The organism is Pseudomonas sp. TE4620 (assembly GCF_056279045.1).
The window spans coordinates 4,869,047-4,886,465 of sequence record NZ_JBWBQO010000001.1 but is presented as its reverse complement, the minus strand read 5'-3'; the positions used below and the strand labels follow the sequence as shown (position 1 = coordinate 4,886,465).

14 protein-coding genes are annotated in these 17,419 nt (G+C 63.8%); 9 read left to right on the top strand and 5 right to left on the bottom strand.

The genetic code is table 11. The annotated features are described in order from the left end of the window. The first annotated feature begins 4 nt into the window (after positions 1-4). The 6 genes from ACZ9A3_RS22705 to gcvP all read left to right on the top strand — a co-directional run bounded on the left by ACZ9A3_RS22705 (position 5) and on the right by gcvP (position 8,681). Entirely contained in the window at positions 5-1,222 is a 1,218-nt protein-coding gene (locus ACZ9A3_RS22705) for a 2-octaprenyl-3-methyl-6-methoxy-1,4-benzoquinol hydroxylase (RefSeq protein WP_176794311.1), read from the top strand. Positions 1,223-1,324: 102 nt separating this feature from the next. Next, positions 1,325-2,326 (top strand): extracellular solute-binding protein, encoded by a 1,002-nt coding sequence (locus tag ACZ9A3_RS22700; RefSeq protein ID WP_045201202.1) that lies wholly within the window; start codon positions 1,325-1,327, stop codon positions 2,324-2,326. 144 nt (positions 2,327-2,470) lie between these two features. Beyond that, positions 2,471-4,093: an ABC transporter permease gene (locus tag ACZ9A3_RS22695; RefSeq protein WP_045201080.1), complete on the top strand. Its 1,623-nt coding sequence runs from the start codon at positions 2,471-2,473 to the stop codon at positions 4,091-4,093. A 121-nt stretch (positions 4,094-4,214) separates the two neighbouring features. Then, positions 4,215-5,297, top strand: coding sequence for a glycine cleavage system aminomethyltransferase GcvT (gcvT, locus tag ACZ9A3_RS22690; RefSeq protein WP_476253143.1), 1,083 nt, complete (start codon positions 4,215-4,217; stop codon positions 5,295-5,297). Between the two features lie 47 nt (positions 5,298-5,344). Continuing rightward, on the top strand, positions 5,345-5,728 hold the full coding sequence (gene gcvH / locus ACZ9A3_RS22685; protein ID WP_093378249.1) for a glycine cleavage system protein GcvH: 384 nt from the start codon (positions 5,345-5,347) through the stop codon (positions 5,726-5,728). Positions 5,729-5,807: 79 nt separating this feature from the next. Further along, positions 5,808-8,681: an aminomethyl-transferring glycine dehydrogenase gene (gcvP, locus tag ACZ9A3_RS22680; protein WP_476253142.1), complete on the top strand. Its 2,874-nt coding sequence runs from the start codon at positions 5,808-5,810 to the stop codon at positions 8,679-8,681. A gap of 51 nt (positions 8,682-8,732) precedes the next feature. Here gcvP and ACZ9A3_RS22675 read toward each other — a convergent pair whose 3' ends face one another. From ACZ9A3_RS22675 to ACZ9A3_RS22665, 3 genes are all read right to left on the bottom strand, one after another. Beyond that, the gene (locus ACZ9A3_RS22675) at positions 8,733-9,050 is read right to left on the bottom strand and encodes a DUF2388 domain-containing protein (RefSeq protein WP_045201089.1); all 318 of its coding nucleotides are present in this window, start codon (positions 9,048-9,050) and stop codon (positions 8,733-8,735) included. Positions 9,051-9,141: 91 nt separating this feature from the next. Next, entirely contained in the window at positions 9,142-10,812 is a 1,671-nt protein-coding gene (locus ACZ9A3_RS22670; protein WP_476253141.1) for a GspE/PulE family protein, read from the bottom strand. Positions 10,813-10,897: 85 nt separating this feature from the next. Next, on the bottom strand, positions 10,898-11,218 hold the full coding sequence (locus ACZ9A3_RS22665; RefSeq protein ID WP_195885282.1) for a hypothetical protein: 321 nt from the start codon (positions 11,216-11,218) through the stop codon (positions 10,898-10,900). Between the two features lie 125 nt (positions 11,219-11,343). Between ACZ9A3_RS22665 and ACZ9A3_RS22660 the strand changes: the two genes are divergently transcribed. Beyond that, positions 11,344-11,814, top strand: a complete 471-nt coding sequence (locus ACZ9A3_RS22660) for an Lrp/AsnC family transcriptional regulator (RefSeq protein WP_123565204.1) — start codon at positions 11,344-11,346, stop codon at positions 11,812-11,814. Positions 11,815-11,817: 3 nt separating this feature from the next. Here the strand turns inward: ACZ9A3_RS22660 and ACZ9A3_RS22655 are convergent, their stop codons facing one another. Further along, entirely contained in the window at positions 11,818-13,185 is a 1,368-nt protein-coding gene (locus tag ACZ9A3_RS22655; protein WP_476253140.1) for a CYTH domain-containing protein, read from the bottom strand. Between the two features lie 126 nt (positions 13,186-13,311). Between ACZ9A3_RS22655 and argE the strand changes: the two genes are divergently transcribed. After that, positions 13,312-14,469, top strand: a complete 1,158-nt coding sequence (argE, locus tag ACZ9A3_RS22650) for an acetylornithine deacetylase (protein ID WP_093378277.1) — start codon at positions 13,312-13,314, stop codon at positions 14,467-14,469. A gap of 115 nt (positions 14,470-14,584) precedes the next feature. Next, positions 14,585-15,883: an amino-acid N-acetyltransferase gene (argA, locus tag ACZ9A3_RS22645; RefSeq protein WP_195885279.1), complete on the top strand. Its 1,299-nt coding sequence runs from the start codon at positions 14,585-14,587 to the stop codon at positions 15,881-15,883. Positions 15,884-15,959: 76 nt separating this feature from the next. Here argA and ACZ9A3_RS22640 read toward each other — a convergent pair whose 3' ends face one another. After that, complete coding sequence (locus ACZ9A3_RS22640) at positions 15,960-17,336, bottom strand: glutamine synthetase family protein (RefSeq protein WP_045201104.1); 1,377 nt, start codon at positions 17,334-17,336, stop codon at positions 15,960-15,962. Positions 17,337-17,419: the final 83 nt, after the last annotated feature.

Here is a 17,419-nt window from a genome sequence, read left to right as displayed (position 1 = left end):
GGAAATGCGCGCAGATCTGTTGATTGTCGGTGCCGGTATGGTCGGCAGCGCCCTGGCCCTGGCGTTGCAGCACAGCGGCCTGGAAATTCTCTTGCTCGACGGCAGCCCCTTGTCGATCAAACCCTTCGACCAGCAGTCGGCGTTCGAGCCGCGGGTCAGCGCCTTGTCGGCGGCCAGCCAGCGCATTCTCGAACGCCTGGGCGCCTGGCAGGGAGTCAGCGAGCGACGCCTGAGCCCCTACTCGGACATGCACGTGTGGGATGGCAGCGGCACCGGTCAGATCCACTTCTCGGCGGCCAGCGTGCACGCCGAAGTGCTTGGCCATATCGTCGAGAACCGGGTAGTGCAGGATGGCCTGCTGGAGCGTCTGCACGACAGCGAAATCGGCCTGCTGGCCAATGCCCGTCTGGAGCAGATGCGCCGCTCCGGCGACGACTGGCTGCTGACCCTGGCCGACGGCCGTACCCTGCGTGCGCCGCTGGTGATTGCCGCCGACGGCGCCAACTCGGCGGTACGCCGCCTGACTGGCTGCGAGACCCGCGAGTGGGATTATCTGCACCACGCCATCGTCACCAGCGTGCGTTGTGCCCGGCCACATCAGGCGACCGCCTGGCAGCGCTTTACCGACGAGGGGCCGCTGGCGTTCCTGCCGTTGTTGCGCGATGGCCAGCAGGACTGGTGCTCGATCGTCTGGTCGACCACGCCCGAGCAGGCTGAACACTTGATGGCCTTGAGCGACGAGGCGTTCTGCGCCGAGCTTGAGCGCGCCTTCGAAGGGCGCCTGGGCGGCGTCCTGCAGGCCGACCCACGGGTTTGCGTGCCGCTGCGCCAGCGTCACGCCAAGCGTTACGTGGCCGAAGGCCTGGCGCTGATCGGCGATGCCGCGCACACCATCCACCCGCTGGCCGGGCAGGGCGTCAACCTCGGTTTCCTTGATGCCGCGGTACTGGCCGAAGAGTTGCTGCATGCCTACGAGCGTGGCGAGCGCCTGGCTGATATTCGCGTGCTGAGCCGTTTCGAGCGCCGACGCATGCCGCACAACCTGGCCTTGATGGCGGCGATGGAAGGCTTCGAGCGCTTGTTCCAGGCCGATCCACTGCCGTTGCGCTGGTTGCGCAACAGCGGCCTGAAATGGATCGAGCAATTGCCGGAAGCCAAGGCCCTGTTCGTGCGCCAGGCCTTGGGCTTGAGCGGTGACCTGCCGGAACTGGCGCGGGCCTGAGGGCCCCGCAACATCTGGTAACTCCTCCCTTGTGAGTTCGGTTGAGAAGGCAAATGGGATTAACTACCATTTGCGCCTCTCATGAATTCCGAGGACTGCACCATGTTGCCACGCAAGCACGTAATGGCCGCCCTGGCTCTGACCCTGTTCGGCACGGCCGCCCAGGCGGCGGACGAGGTGGTGGTGTATTCCTCGCGCATCGACGAGCTGATCAAACCGGTATTCGATGCCTACACCAAAGAAACCGGGGTGAAGATCAAGTTCATCACCGACAAGGAAGCGCCGCTGATGCAGCGGATCAAGGCCGAGGGTGAGAACGCCACCGCCGACCTGCTGCTCACCGTCGACGCCGGCAACCTCTGGCAGGCCGAGCAGATGGGCATCCTGCAGCCGATCAAGTCGGACGTCATCGACAAGAACATCCCCGCCCAGTACCGCGCCTCGTCCCACGACTGGACCGGCCTGAGCCTGCGCGCACGGACCATCGCCTACTCCACCGAGCGGGTCAAACCCGAAGAGCTGAGCACCTACGAGGCCCTGGCCGACAAAAACTGGGAAGGTCGCCTGTGCCTGCGTACGGCGAAGAAGGTCTACAACCAGTCGCTGACCGCTACCCTGATCGAAACCCATGGCGAGCAAAAAACCGAAGAGATCATCAAGGGCTGGGTCAACAACCTGTCCACCGATGTGTTCTCCGACGACACCGCCTTGCTCCAGGCGATCAACGCCGGCCAGTGCGACGTCGGCATCGTCAACACCTACTACTACGGCCGCCTGCACAAGGAAAACCCCAAGCTGGCAGTCAAGCTGTTCTGGCCCAACCAGGCTGACCGTGGCGTGCACGTCAACCTCTCGGGTATCGGCCTGACCAAATATGCGCCGCACCCTGAGGCGGCGAAGAAGCTGGTCGAATGGATGACCGGTGCCGAGGCGCAGAAAATCTTCGCCGGCGTGAACCAGGAGTTCCCGGCCAACCCGGCCGTGGCGCCATCTGAAGAAGTGGCTGCCTGGGGCACCTTCAAGGCCGACAGCATTGCTGTGGAAGTGGCCGGCAAACGCCAGGCCGAAGCCATCCGCCTGATGGATCGGGCTGGCTGGAACTAAGCGCCAGGCTTTATCCTTCCGGGGCCCTTATCGGCCCCCTGTGGGGGCGGGCTTGCCCCGCGATTGCAATGTGACTGACACAATGCAATCGCGGGGCAAGGCCGCTCCCACAGAGCCTGTGCTTCTACATAGAGATTTTTCCTTTTGGCCCACCCCGCCCAACGCCGCTGGTACCCCCTGGTCTTCATCATCGCCGCCCTGGTGCTGCTGCCGCTGAGCGTGCTGTTGTTGTCCTGGCAGTCGGTCGACCTGCAGATCTGGTCGCACCTGCTCGATACCCAGATGAGCCGCCTGCTGGGCAACACCCTGACGCTGATCCTCGGTGTCGGCATTGGTGTGACGGTGCTGGGCGTGAGCCTGGCCTGGCTCACCAGCCTGTGCGAGTTCCCCGGGCGGCGCTGGCTCGACTGGGCCTTGATGCTACCGTTCGCGATTCCGGCCTATGTGCTGGCGTTCGTGTTTGTCGGCCTGCTGGATTTCGCCGGGCCGGTGCAAAGCTTGTTGCGCGAATGGTTCGGGCCCTTGCGCCTGCCGCGGGTGCGTTCTACCGGCGGGGTCATCACCGTGCTGGTGTTGGTGTTCTACCCCTACGTCTACCTGCTGGCCCGTAACGCCTTCCTGGCCCAGGGCAAGGGCCTGATGGAAGCGGCGCGGGTTCTGGGACTGTCGCCGCTGCAGGCATTCTGGCGGGTTGCCATGCCCATGGCGCGGCCGGCCATCGGTGCCGGGGTGGCCCTGGCATTGATGGAAACCCTGGCGGATTTTGGCGCGGTGTCAGTGTTCAACTTCGACACCTTCACTACCGCCATCTACAAGACCTGGTATGGCTTCTTCAGCCTCTCAAGCGCCGCGCAACTGGCCAGCCTGCTGTTGCTGGCGGTGATGCTGGTGCTGTACGGCGAGCGCCGGGCCCGTGGCGCCGTGCGCAGCAGCAACGAACGCCCGCGCGGCCAGGCCTTGTATCACTTGCGGGGCATCAAGGCCCTGGCCGCCAGCAGCTGGTGCCTGCTGGTGTTCGCCTGTGCCTTCGTGGTGCCGATGCTGCAGTTGCTGGTGTGGTTCTGGCAGCGGGGGCGTTTCGACCTTGACGAGCGCTATGCCGGGCTGATCCTGCATACCCTGTACCTGGGCGCCATGGCGGCACTGATTACTGTGTGTGTTGCCCTGATGCTGGCGTTTGCCCGGCGCCAGGCGCCGACCTCGACCATCCGCGCCGGCGTCGGCCTGGCCAACCTGGGCTATGCCTTGCCCGGCTCGGTGCTGGCAGTGTCGATCATGCTGGCCTTCAGTTACCTCGATAACCACTTGGTGGTGCCGCTGTCCGGCTGGCTCGGTGGTGCCGGCAAGCCGTTGCTGCTCGGCAGCCTGTCGGCCTTGTTGCTGGCGTATCTGGTGCGCTTTATCGCCGTGGCCTACGGCCCGCTGGAAAACAGCCTGGGACGGATTCGCCCGTCCTTGCCGGAAGCTTCGCGCAGCCTGGGGGTCAGTGGCCCGAGATTGTTTTTCAAGGTGTATCTACCCTTGCTGGTGCCCGGTGCCATGAGCGCGGCGCTGCTGGTATTCGTCGACGTGCTCAAGGAAATGCCGGCGACCTTGCTGATGCGCCCCTTTGGCTGGGATACCCTGGCGGTTCGGGTATTCGAGATGACCAGCGAAGGCGAATGGTCGCGGGCTTCGCTACCGGCGCTGACCCTGGTGCTGGTCGGCTTGCTGCCGGTCATCGGCCTGATTCGACGTTCGGCCCGCCACCCCGGTCAAACGCGCTGAGGGTGTAAGCCTGCTTGCTTGCAGCTACAATGCGCGGCATTCGCTGCGGCCGGTCCTACAGACCGGGTAGCTGCAACGCTGCCAGCCGCCGTAGCCTCGCCACGCCCGGAAGGAGAAACCCATGGGACAGCGTACGCCTCTTTATGACCTGCACTTGGCCCTCGGCGCCAAGATGGTCGATTTTGGCGGTTGGGATATGCCCCTGCATTACGGCTCGCAAGTCGAGGAACACCATCAGGTGCGCCAGGCCTGCGGGGTCTTCGATGTATCCCATATGACCGTGATCGATATCCGTGGCGCCCAGGCCGGTGCCTGGCTGCAACAGGTGCTGGCCAATGATGTCGCGCGCCTGAACGCCACCGGCAAGGCCCTGTACAGCACCATGCTCAACGAGCAGGGCGGGGTGATCGACGACATGATCGTCTACCGCTGTGAAGACGGTTACCGCCTGGTGGTCAACGCCTCGACCCGCGACAAGGACCTGGCCTGGCTGCAGGCGCGGATGATCGGCTTCGAGGTCGAGCTGAGCGAGCGCCCGGAACTGGCCATCCTTGCCATCCAGGGCCCGCAGGCGCGAGAAGAGGTCGCGAAGCTGGTAACCGCTGCCCGCGCCGCTTTGATCCGTGAACTCAAGCCCTTCGAAGGCCTGGCCGACGGTGACTGGTTCATCGCCCGCACCGGTTATACCGGTGAGGATGGCCTGGAAATCATTTTCCCGGCGGTACAGGCCCCGGCGTTTTTCAACGACCTGGTCGGCGCCGGCATCGCCCCCAGCGGCCTTGGCGCCCGCGATACCCTGCGCCTGGAAGCGGGCATGAACCTGTATGGCCAGGACATCGACGAAGCCCACACGCCGCTGACCTCGAACCTGGGCTGGAGCATCGCCTGGGAGCCGGCAGCGCGTGACTTCATCGGTCGCAAGGGCCTGCTGGAAGAAATCGAGCATGGCGTCGAGCAGAAACTGGTCGGCCTGGTGCTCGAAGAGCGCGGGGTTTTACGCGCCCATCAGGTGGTCCGTGTCGCCGGGATTGGCGAAGGGGAGATCACCAGTGGTAGTTTCTCTCCTACGCTGAGCAAATCCATTGCCCTGGCGCGGGTGCCGATGGCCACCGCCGATCGTGCCGAGGTGGAGATTCGCGGCAAGTGGTACCCGGTGCGGGTGGTCAAGCCGACCTTCGTGCGCCATGGCAAGATCCTGATCTGAACCCAATTCTGGCGGGCCAACCGCTGACCCAATCGAGGACAACAATTATGAGCAATATCCCCGCCGACCTGCGTTTTGCCGAAAGCCACGAATGGGCCCGGCTGGAAGCCGATGGCTCTGTGACTGTCGGGATCAGCGACCATGCCCAGGAAGCCCTGGGTGACGTGGTGTTCGTCGAGCTGGCGGAAGTGGGCAAGGTCTTTGCCGCCGGCGATGCGGCGGGCGTGGTCGAGTCGGTCAAGGCCGCTTCCGATATCTACGCACCGGTCAGCGGTGAAGTGATCGCGGTAAACGAAGAGCTGGCCGATAGCCCCGAGTCGCTGAACAGCGACCCATATGCCAGCTGGATCTTCAAACTCAAGCCAAGCGACAAGGCCGAGCTGGACAAACTGCTCGACGCCGCTGGTTACAAAGCCGCCATCGGCGAATAGTTTCACGCAGGCGGCAATCTCTTCCTAGACTCAATATGCCTCGAGTGCTCGAGGCTTGGTCGAGGAAGAGAGAGCCGCTATGTCCCAGTCGCCGTCCCTGAGCCAACTGCAAGACCGCAATCCTTTTCTGCGTCGCCACCTGGGCCCCGATGCCTCAGAGCAGCAGGCCATGCTCGCCACCCTCGGGGTTGGCAGCCGCCGCGAGCTGATCGAACAGACCGTGCCGCCGGGCATCCGTTTGAACCGGCCACTGGAGCTGCCTGAGGCCCTCGATGAACAGGCTGCCCTGGCCAAGCTCAAGGGCTATGCCGAGCAGAACCAGGTGTGGACCAGCCTGATCGGCATGGGTTATCACGGCACCATCACGCCAACCGTCATTTTGCGTAACGTCCTCGAAAACCCGGGCTGGTACACCGCCTATACCCCGTATCAACCGGAAATCGCCCAGGGCCGCCTGGAAGCCTTGCTCAATTTCCAGCAAATGATCATCGACCTCACCGGCCTGGACCTCGCCAACGCCTCGTTGCTCGACGAAGCCACTGCAGCGGCGGAAGCCATGGCTCTGGCCAAGCGCGTGGCCAAGTCGAAAAGCAATGCCTTCTTCGCCGATGAACACTGCCACCCGCAAACCCTCTCGGTGCTGCAGACCCGCGCCGAGGGCTTTGGTTTCGAACTGATCGTCGACGCTGTGGATAACCTCGCGAACTACCAGGTGTTCGGGGCCTTGCTGCAATACCCCGATACCCACGGCGAAGTGCGTGACTTGCGGCCGCTGATCACTCAGCTGCATGCCCAGCAGGCGCTGGCCTGCGTCGCTGCCGATCTGCTCAGCCTGGTGATGCTGATGCCGCCGGGTGAGCAGGGCGCCGACGTGGTACTGGGCTCCTCTCAGCGCTTCGGCGTGCCCATGGGCTTTGGTGGCCCGCATGCGGCGTACTTTGCCTGCCGGGACGAATTCAAGCGGGCCATGCCTGGGCGCATCATCGGCGTGTCCAAGGATGCCCGCGGCAACACCGCGTTGCGTATGGCCCTGCAAACCCGCGAACAGCATATCCGCCGCGAGAAGGCCAACTCCAACATCTGCACCGCCCAGGTGCTGCTGGCCAACATCGCCGCCTTCTATGCGGTGTACCACGGCCCGGAAGGCCTGCAGCGCATCGCCCAGCGCGTGCATGCGTTGACCTTCGTGTTGGCGGCGGGTCTGGAGAGCAAGGGCATCAAGCGCCTCAACGAGCACTTCTTCGACACCCTGACCCTGGAAGTCGGCGGCAGTCAAACGGCCATTATCGAAAGCGCCGAGGCGGCGCAGATCAACCTGCGGATTCTGGGTCGCGGGCAACTGGGCGTGAGCCTCGACGAGACCTGTGACGAAACCACGGTGATGCGCCTGTTCGATATCTTCCTGGGCGCCGACCACGGCCTGGATATCGCCGCGCTGGATGCTCTGGCGCAGCCCGAGGGCATTCCGTCGGCATTGGTGCGACGCTCGGCTTTTCTCAGCCACCCGGTGTTCAACCTGCACCACAGCGAAACCGAGATGCTGCGCTACCTCAAGCAGCTGGAGAACAAGGACCTGGCGCTGAACCAGTCGATGATCCCGCTGGGCTCGTGCACGATGAAACTCAATGCCAGCAGCGAGATGATCCCGATCACCTGGCCGGGTTTCGCCCTGCTGCACCCCTTTGCCCCGGCCGCGCAGGTGCAGGGCTACAAGGCGATGATCGACGAGCTGGAAAGCTGGCTGTGCGCGATCACCGGCTTCGATGCCATCTGCATGCAACCCAACTCCGGCGCTCAGGGCGAGTATGCCGGGCTGATGGCAATTGCCAAGTACCACCGCAGCCGTCATCAACCGCAACGTGATATCTGCCTGATCCCGGCCTCGGCCCATGGCACCAACCCGGCCTCGGCGCAGATGGCCGGGATGCAGGTGGTGATCGTCGAGTGCGACCAGGCCGGCAACGTCGACCTGGCCGACCTCAAAGCCAAGGCGCAGGCGGCTGGCGACAAGCTGTCGTGCCTGATGGCGACCTACCCATCGACCCATGGTGTGTACGAGGAAGGCATCAGCGAGATCTGCGAGGTTATCCACACGCACGGCGGCCAGGTGTACATGGACGGTGCCAACCTCAATGCCCAGGTCGGCCTGGCGCGGCCAGCGGATATCGGCGCCGACGTCTCGCACATGAACCTGCACAAGACCTTCTGCATCCCCCACGGCGGTGGCGGCCCGGGCATGGGCCCGATCGGTGTACGCGCACACCTGGCGCCGTTTGTCGCCAGCCACCCGGTCATCCCGCTGCCTGGCCCCGACCCGCAGAACACCGCAGTCAGCGCCGCGCCCTGGGGCAGCGCGAGCATTTTGCCGATCAGCTGGATGTACATCGCCATGATGGGCCCGCAACTGGCCGATGCCAGCGAGGTGGCGATCCTCTCGGCCAACTACCTGGCCGAGCAATTGGGCGGCGCCTTCCCGGTGCTTTATCGCGGGCGCAACGAACGGGTGGCCCATGAATGCATCCTCGATCTGCGCCCGCTCAAGGCCTTGACCGGCATCACCGAGGAGGATGTGGCCAAGCGCTTGATGGATTACGGTTTCCACGCGCCGACCATGTCGTTCCCGGTGCCGGGCACCCTGATGGTCGAGCCGACCGAGAGCGAGTCGAAGGCCGAGCTGGATCGCTTTGTCGAGGCGATGCTGAGCATTCGCGCCGAGATCCGTGAAGTGCAGGAGGGTAACTGGCCGGCCGAAGACAACCCGCTCAAGCATGCGCCGCATACGCTGGAGGATGTGCTAGGGGTGTGGGAGCGGCCCTACAGTATTGCCCAGGGCGTGGCGCCCAGTGCCCATGCGCGGCAGCACAAGTACTGGCCGGCAGTGAATCGCGTCGACAATGTGTATGGCGACAGGAACCTGTTTTGCGCCTGTGTGCCGGTGGATGACTATCGTTGAAGCGCTATTGGTGTGGGAGGGGATTTATCCGCTCCCACAGCGGTCGCGAGCTTACTCGCTGGCTAGCGCATTCTTGGCCAGGATCGCATTGGCCAGTTCCATGTCGCTGACTTGCAGCCCCGGGTTGTCGGCGCGCACTTTGTGCATCGCCGCTTCCAGGTACGGGCCGCGAATCGCGCCTTCGCTGGCGACGTAGCTGCCGGCATCATCCTGGGCCGCCATGACCAGTTTGTGGTCCTTGAAGGTCAGGTAGGTGGAACCGGTGGTGGCGCCGGACGAGATGACGTTGCGCCAGAAGGTATCGGCCATGGCAGAACCAACCGGCAGGGACAGCAGGGCGAGGGTGGCGACTGCGAATTTGAGGCGCATCGGGGGTGACTCCAACGTGAGGTGAACTGGGGCCTTTGATCGGCTTTGCGCAGATCTAGTTCCCTGCCCGGGTAAAAGCTTTGGCGCAGCCTCAGGCCGTGACGCGAAGCACTTCAGCCTGGCTTGTCTGCCCGGCCGCGACTTTGTCCAGGCCACTTTGCCTGAGGCTGTGCATCCCTTCCTTCAACGCCAGTTGGCGCAGGCCAGGCAGGTCGGCTTCACGGTTGATGAGTGACTTGAGCGCATCGCTGATGCCCAGCAACTCGAAGATCGCGCTACGGCCGTGATACCCGGTCTGCCGGCATTCCCGGCACCCCAGCGGCGCTCCCTTGCAGTGCCGGCACAGGGTACGCACCAGGCGCTGGGCCATGACCCCGATCAGGCTGGCCTTGAGCAGGTAGGGCGCAATGCCCAGCTCCAGCAGGCGGGTGATGGCGCTGCAGGCATCGTTTGTATGCAGGGTCGAGAGCACCAGGTGGCCGGTGAGGGCGGCCTGGATCGCCACCTGAGCGGTTTCCAGGTCGCGTATTTCGCCGATCATGATGACATCCGGGTCCTGGCGCAGCAGGGCGCGGGTGCCGGCGGCAAAGTCGAGGTCGATGGCTGGTTGCACCTGCAACTGGTTGAAGGCCGGTTCTACCATCTCGATCGGGTCTTCGACGGTGCACAGGTTGATCTGCGGGGTAGCCAGGTGTTTGAGGCTGGCGTACAGGGTGCTGGTTTTGCCCGAGCCGGTAGGCCCGGTGACCAGGATAATGCCGTGGCGATGGTCGAGCATGGCCAGCCAGCGCTTGAGGTCGGCGCCGCCGAGGCCCAGTTGGGCAAAGTCCTGTTGCAGCAACTGTGGATCGAAAACACGCAGTACGAGCTTTTCACCGAATGTGGTCGGCAGGGTCGACAGCCGCAGCTCGACCTCTGCGCCGCCTGGCAGGCGGGTCTTGATCCGGCCGTCCTGGGGCCGGCGTTTTTCTGCGACATTCATGCGCCCCAGGCTTTTCAGGCGGCTGACCACCGCCAGAGTCACCGGCCCCGGAAACTGGTAGACCGGGTGCAGCACGCCGTCGATGCGAAAGCGCAGCTGGCCCTGGTCGCGCCGGGGCTCGAGGTGGATATCGCTGGCGCGCTGCTCGAAGGCGTACTGCAACAGCCAGTCGACGATGCTGACAATGTGCGCATCGTTGGCTTGTGCGTCAGCCCCGCGCGCGCCCAGCTCAAGCAACTGCTCAAGATTACCCGCAGCGATTGGCGTCGACTGCTGCTGACTGGCGCCGCTGACCGATTGCGCGACCTGGAAAAACGTCTGGCTGAGCTGACGGATCTGCACCGGGCTGGCCAGCACGCGCTTGATTGGCCGTTGCAGCACCTGCGTCAGGTCCGCTTCCCAGGCGCGTACATAAGGTTGTGCGCTGGCCACGGTGACGCCGCTGGTATCGGCGGCCACCGCGAGGATGCCGTGGCGCCGGGCGAAGCCTGCAGACATCAGGCCGGTGAGGCGGGCGGGGTCGATCTCCAGGGGATCGATACGCAGGTACGGCTGCCCGGCCTGCCTGGCCAGCCATTGGCACAGGCTATCGAGGTCCAGGTGCTGGCCGGGATTAAGCAGGTCGGCAAGCTGCTGGCTGGCGATCCACTCCAGCGGGTGCTGGTCGTGCGGCACCGGCGGGCAATTGCCGCGATCAGCCGGGCTGATGCGTTGCTCGGCCAGCAGCTCGTCCAGCAGGGTGTTCAGGTCAAGCCAGCGATCTTCGCTAAGGTTGTGCATGGCTGCGGGCTTCCTTGCCGCGCCACCGACAGTGATGGCTTGAGCAAGGTTAGCGGCTGAGCCGGGGCTTCCCGCTGAACAAGGGTTACCAGGCTTTTCCGGCAGTGCTCAACTGCACTTCGCTTACGCAAATCAGGTTGCGCATTTTTTGCGCAATCAGCTCGGCGCGGTGCCAGCTAAGGCCGCTGATGCCAATCTCGACGTTGAGCAGGTCATCCTGCTGCTCGACATTCAAGCGATGTGGTACCAGAAATTGCAGGGCAAACAGGTTGAGCACCCGGCACAGGCTGTCGGGCTCGGCTTCGACCTGCAGTTGATAGCAGACATCGCTGTGGGCGTTGTTGGCGGCCCAGACATCGTGGCGCAAGGGCGTAAGGGGGCTGTCCAGCCGTTCGAGAGCGCTCATGGGTTTCTCCGCAGAAAGTGGAGAAATTTTTACATGCGGGCTGGGGTATTTCTTCTCTATGATCGTGCGATATTGCTCAATCTTGAATAGATCAATTCGCAGCTAATGACTTTGGAGAAATAATCATGCACAGCGAACTGGATGCTTATGACCGGCGCATCCTGGCCTTGCTGCAGGAAGATGCCTCGCTCTCCAGCGCACAGATCGCTGAGCGTGTAGGCCTGTCGCAGTCACCGTGCTGGCGGCGCATTCAGCGTCTGAAAGAGGAGGGGGTGATTCGCGCCCAGGTGACCCTGCTCGACCGCAAGAAGATCGGCCTGAACACGCAGATCTTCGCCGAGGTCAAACTCAACGCCCACGGGCGCTCCAACTTCACCGAGTTTACCGAGGCGATCCGCGGTTTTCCGGAAGTGTTGGAGTGTTATGTGCTGATGGGCGCAGTGGATTTTCTGCTGCGCATTGTCACCCCGGACATCGAAGCCTACGAACGGTTCTTTTTCGAAAAGCTGTCGATGGTGCCGGGGATCCAGGAGGTCAACTCGACCGTGGCCTTGTCCGAAATCAAGTCCACGACGAGTTTGCCGGTATTGCCTTGAGCCTTACTTGCGCAGCAGGTGTTTCCAGCCGCGGCTCTGGAACACGGCCATGGCCTGGTGGACGCGGGCTTCGAGCACTTCGTCGCTGATCGGCAGGTTGGCCAGTTCCTGGAGCTTGTTCAGCTCGCCGAACAGGCGGTCCAGGTCCGGGCTTTCCAGCACCTGGCGGGCATGATGTAGCCAGGCCAGCAGGCGCTCGATGCGCGGCAGCTGCTCGGCCAGGTCTTCGGGCTGGCGATGATACAGCGGCAGGTTGAGGGCCTTGGCTTCTTCGGCCAGCAGCACGTTCAGCCAGTTGGCCAGTTGTGCGGCGCCCTGGCGGTCGCCGCGCTTGTTGCGCTCGACGGTCCAGGCACGGGCCAGCAGCCAGCGCGAGGTCTCCAGGGAGAACTGGCCCCAGCGGGTTTCCAGCAGCTCCTCGGCGAACTGCTCGGGCGCTGCGCGGCGTACATCTTCGTCGTCGGCACCGGCGAGCACCAGCGGGCGCCAGTCTTCGAGCAGGGCGTCGAGGCTGTTGCGCAACTCGCGGGTGCTGGCGCGTGGGCCGGCCTGGCCGAGGCTGCTGGCCAGGGCACGCAGTTCCCAGAGGTTTTCGACCCAGTCTTGCAGCAGGCGCCAGTGACCGTTGAAACGGTACTGTTCGGCCAGGCGCTGGCTGCTGCCGAGCAACTGCCAGGCCAACGCGGCGAAGGCGTCGTCGAGGGTCATTTCGGCGTTCAGTTCGGCGGCTGGCAGGCTCAGGGCGTAGCTGCCGGCGTCGAGCAGGCGGTAGCCGCGCTCGGCCTTGCTGATGTCGCAGGGCATCAGCGGCAGCTTGGCTGACAGCTCGGCGGCCAGTTCCAGCAGGGCTTCGGGGGCGCCTTCGCGCAGCTCGAGCTCCAGCTCGCAGATCTCTTCTTTTTGCTTGCCGGCGACCACGGTGCCGAGGTCCAGGGCGGCTTCGATTACCACTTTGGCCTTGCCGCGGCCCCAGGCGACTTCGGCGTACTCACGGGTGAAATCGGTGGTGAACAGCGCCTTGATGGTTTTTTTGTCGACATCGGCCAGTTGCTCTGGCCAGCACTCGGCGTCGAGCTTTTTCAGGTCGAGCTTGGCCTTGGGCAACTGCCATTCGAACTCGTTGCGCTGGGACAGGCCGGCGACGCTCTGGCCGCGGGTCTTGAGGGTCTGGATGACCACCTCGCCGTCGCGGCGCAGGCGCAGGGCGACCTTGGCGGCGGCCAGGTCGCGCTCCGGAGTGTCGAAGTACTGGTTGAGCAGTTCGCGGCTTTGCCACCCGGACTTGTTGCGCTTGTTCAGCAATGGGTGTTCACGCAGGGCGGCGAGGGTCTCGCGGCTGACCCGCAGTTTGATTTCGGTTTCTTTATGCATTGCTGGGTAATCCAGGCTCGAATGACAGGGAGCGTCTTGGGGGTGCAGTGTACAGGAGTCGGCTCGCGGCGGTTTATTCCCGGTGCCGGATGGCCCTATGATGAGCTTCGCCCAAGGAGAAAGCGCATGCCGTTGCCATCGCTCAAAGAGCAGTTCGCCGCCCTGATCGCCGCGCCATCGGTCAGTTGTACCCAGCCGTCGCTGGATCAGTCCAACCGTGCGGTGATAGACCTGCTGGCCGGCTGGCTGGGGGACCTGGGTTTTGCCTGTGACATTCAGCAGGTGACCCCGGGCAAGTACAACCTGCTGGCGAGCTACGGCAGCGGCCCGGGCGGCCTGGTGCTGGCCGGGCACAGCGATACCGTGCCGTATGATCCCGAGCTGTGGCAGACCGACCCGCTCAAGCTGACCGAGGTCGACGGCCGCTGGGTGGGCCTGGGCAGTTGCGACATGAAGGGCTTCTTCGCCCTGATCATCGAGGCCGTGCAGCCGCTGCTGACGCATGACTTCAAGCAGCCATTGTTGATTCTCGCCACCTGTGACGAAGAGAGCTCGATGGCCGGCGCCCGCGCCCTGGCCGAGGCCGGACGGCCGCTGGGCCGTGCGGCGGTGATCGGCGAGCCGACCGGGCTCAAGCCGATCCGCCTGCACAAAGGGGTGATGATGGAGCGCATCGACATTCTTGGGCGCAGTGGCCATTCGTCCGATCCGAGCCTGGGCCACAGCGCGCTGGAGGCCATGCACCAGGTCATGGGCGAGCTAATGAGCCTGCGCCGGCAGTGGCAGCGGGAATACAACAATGCCCAGTTCAGCGTGCCGCAACCGACGATGAACTTCGGCTGCATCCACGGCGGCGACAACCCCAACCGCATCTGCGGGCAGTGCGCCCTGGAGTTCGACCTGCGCCCGCTGCCGGGCATGGACCCTGAAGTACTGCGCAACGCCATCCGGCACAAACTGGCGCCGCTGGCCGAGCAGCATCAGGTGCGCATCGACTACGCGCCGCTGTTCCCCGAGGTACCGCCGTTCGAGCAGGCCGCCGATGCGGAACTGGTACGGGTCGCCGAACGTCTTACCGGCCATCGCGCCGAAGCGGTAGCCTTTGGCACCGAAGCGCCTTATCTTCAGCGCCTGGGTTGCGAGACCCTGGTACTGGGCCCCGGCGACATCGCCTGCGCCCACCAGCCGGGCGAATACCTTGAAATGTCACGCTTGCAGCCTACCGTGCGTCTATTGCGTGAGTTGATCGAACATTATTGCCTCAGCCCGGTAATTGCCCGCTGAGCTGAACCGTTTTGCAGAGGAGATTGCGCGTGACGCCAAGCCTGTTCCGACGATAACCCTTCGAGCGCTGTGTGCTTTCCCGTTCTTGTCCCTATTTTCTACAGGCTCTCCGGTTATGCCCGAATACGTCAATTGGCTGCGTCATGCTTCGCCTTACATCAACGCCCACCGCGACTGCACCTTTGTGGTCATGCTGCCCGGTGACGGTGTCGAACACCCCAACTTCGGCAATATCGTTCACGACCTGGTGCTGCTGCACAGCCTTGGCGTGCGCCTGGTGCTGGTCCACGGCTCGCGCCCGCAGATCGAAAGCCGCCTGGCGGCCCGCGGCCTGACCCCGCACTACCACCGCGGCATGCGCATCACCGATGCGGCGACGCTTGAATGCGTGATCGATGCCGTAGGCCACTTGCGCATCGCCATCGAGGCGCGCCTGTCGATGGACATGGCCGCCTCGCCGATGCAGGGCTCACGCCTGCGCGTGGCTGCCGGCAACCTGGTTACCGCGCGGCCGATCGGCGTGGTCGAAGGCGTTGATTACCACCACACCGGCGAAGTGCGCCGGGTCGACCGCAAAGGTATCAATCGCCTGCTCGACGAGCGCTCTATCGTCCTGCTTTCGCCTTTGGGCTATTCGCCCACCGGCGAGATCTTCAACCTCGCCTGTGAAGACGTCGCCACTCGCGCCGCGATTGAACTGAATGCTGACAAGCTGCTGCTGTTCGGCGCCGAGCGCGGCCTGCTCGATGAACAGGGCCGGCTGGTACGCGAACTGCGCCCCCAGCAAGTGCCGGCGCACCTGCAGCGCCTGGGCAGCGACTACCAGGGCGAGCTGCTTGATGCCGCCGCCGAAGCCTGCCGGGGCGGTGTGGCGCGCAGTCATATCGTCAGCTATGGCGAAGATGGCGCCTTGCTCACCGAGCTGTTCACCCGCGATGGTGGCGGTACCCTGGTGGCCCAGGAGCAGTTCGAGAAGGTGCGTGAAGCCGCGATCGAGGATGTCGGCGGCTTGCTCGACCTGATCAGCCCGCTGGAGGAGCAGGGCATTCTCGTGCGCCGTTCGCGTGAGGTGCTGGAGCGTGAGATCGAGCAGTTCAGTGTGGTCGAGCGCGAGGGCATGATCATCGCCTGTGCGGCGCTGTACCCGATTGCCGATTCCGAAGCGGGCGAGCTGGCGTGCCTGGCGGTCAACCCGGAGTATCGCCACGGCGGTCGCGGTGACGAGCTGCTGGAACGGATCGAGACGCGGGCGCGGGAAATGGGGCTCAACACGCTGTTTGTGCTAACAACGCGGACAGCGCACTGGTTCCGCGAACGCGGCTTTGTGCCTAGCGGCGTCGAGCGGCTGCCGGCGGCGCGGGCATCGCTGTACAACTATCAGCGCAATTCGAAGATCTTCGAAAAAGCGCTGTAAAGCATCGCGGGTCAAGCCCGCTCCCACAGAAGATATTTGTGGGAGCGGGCTTGACCCGCGATAAGGCCCTCAAGCATCAAACGGTATGCAGATACCAGTTGTACTCAAGGTCGGAGATGGAGTGTTCGAACTCCTCCAGCTCGCTCTCTTTACAGGCCACGAAGATATCGATGTATTTCGGATCGATGTACCGGGCCAGGATCTCGCTGTCGTCCAGCTCGCGCAGGGCATCACGCAGGTTGTTCGGCAGGCTCTGCTCGTTCTGCTCGTAGGAGTTGCCTTCAACCGGTTCGCCCGGGTCGACCTTGTTGGTCAGGCCATGGTGAACACCGGCCAGTACAGCGGCCATCAGCAGGTACGGGTTGGCATCGGCACCGGCTACGCGGTGTTCGATGCGCACGGCGTCCGGGGTGCCGGTCGGCACGCGCAGGGCCACGGTACGGTTGTCCAGGCCCCAGCTAGGCGAGTTCGGCACGTAGAACTGGGCACCAAAACGGCGGTACGAGTTGACGTTCGGGCACAGGAACGCCATCGACGCCGGTAGGGTCTCGAGCACACCGCCGATCGCGTGACGCAGTGCGGCGTTCTGCTCGGGATCCTCGCTGGTGAAGATGTTCTTGCCATCTTTGTCCAGCACCGAGATATGGACATGCAGACCATTACCCGCCTGGCCCGGGTAGGGCTTGGCCATGAAGGTGGTGTCCATCTCATGGTCGTAGGCAATGTTCTTGATCAGGCGCTTGAGCAGTACCGCGTAGTCGCAGGCCTTCATCGGGTCGGCAACGTGGTGCAGGTTGACTTCGAACTGTGCCGGGGCGCTTTCCTTGACGATGGCGTCAGCCGGAATGCCTTGTTCCTTGGCACCCTCGAGGATGTCCTGGAGGCAGTCGACGTATTCGTCGAGGTCATCGATCAGGTAGACCTGGGTCGAGATCGGGCGTTTGCCGGAGATCGGCGAGCGCGGCGGTTGCGGGCGGCCGTTCACGTTCTCCTGGTCGATCAGGTAGAACTCAAGCTCGAATGCGGCGCAGATGGTCAGGCCCAGCTCGTCGAACTTGCTCACGACCTGGCGCAGGACTTCCCGCGGGTCAGCGAAGAACGGTTCGCCTTCGAGCTCGTGCATGGTCATCAGCAGTTGCGCGGTCGGGCGCTTTTGCCAGGGCTCGTTGGACAGGGTGTCCGGGATTGGATAGCAGATGCGGTCGGCATCGCCGATGTCCAGGCCAAGGCCGGTGCTTTCGACGGTCGAGCCGTTGATATCCAGGGCGAAGAGGGAGGCCGGCAGGTTGATGCCTTTCTCGTAAACCTTGTGGAGGCTGGTGCGCTCGATGCGCTTGCCGCGCACCACACCATTCATATCTGCAATCAGAAGGTCAACGTAGAGAACCTCAGGATGTTCCTTAAGGAACGCGTTCGCTTCGTTAAGCTGAACGGCACGCGGGGGTACCGACATGATGCAACACCTTTGTTGTTAAAAATATCAATCAATGGGGGCTTGCAGGTTCAGTCAATCGGAAAGCCTTGCTGAAGTCAAGC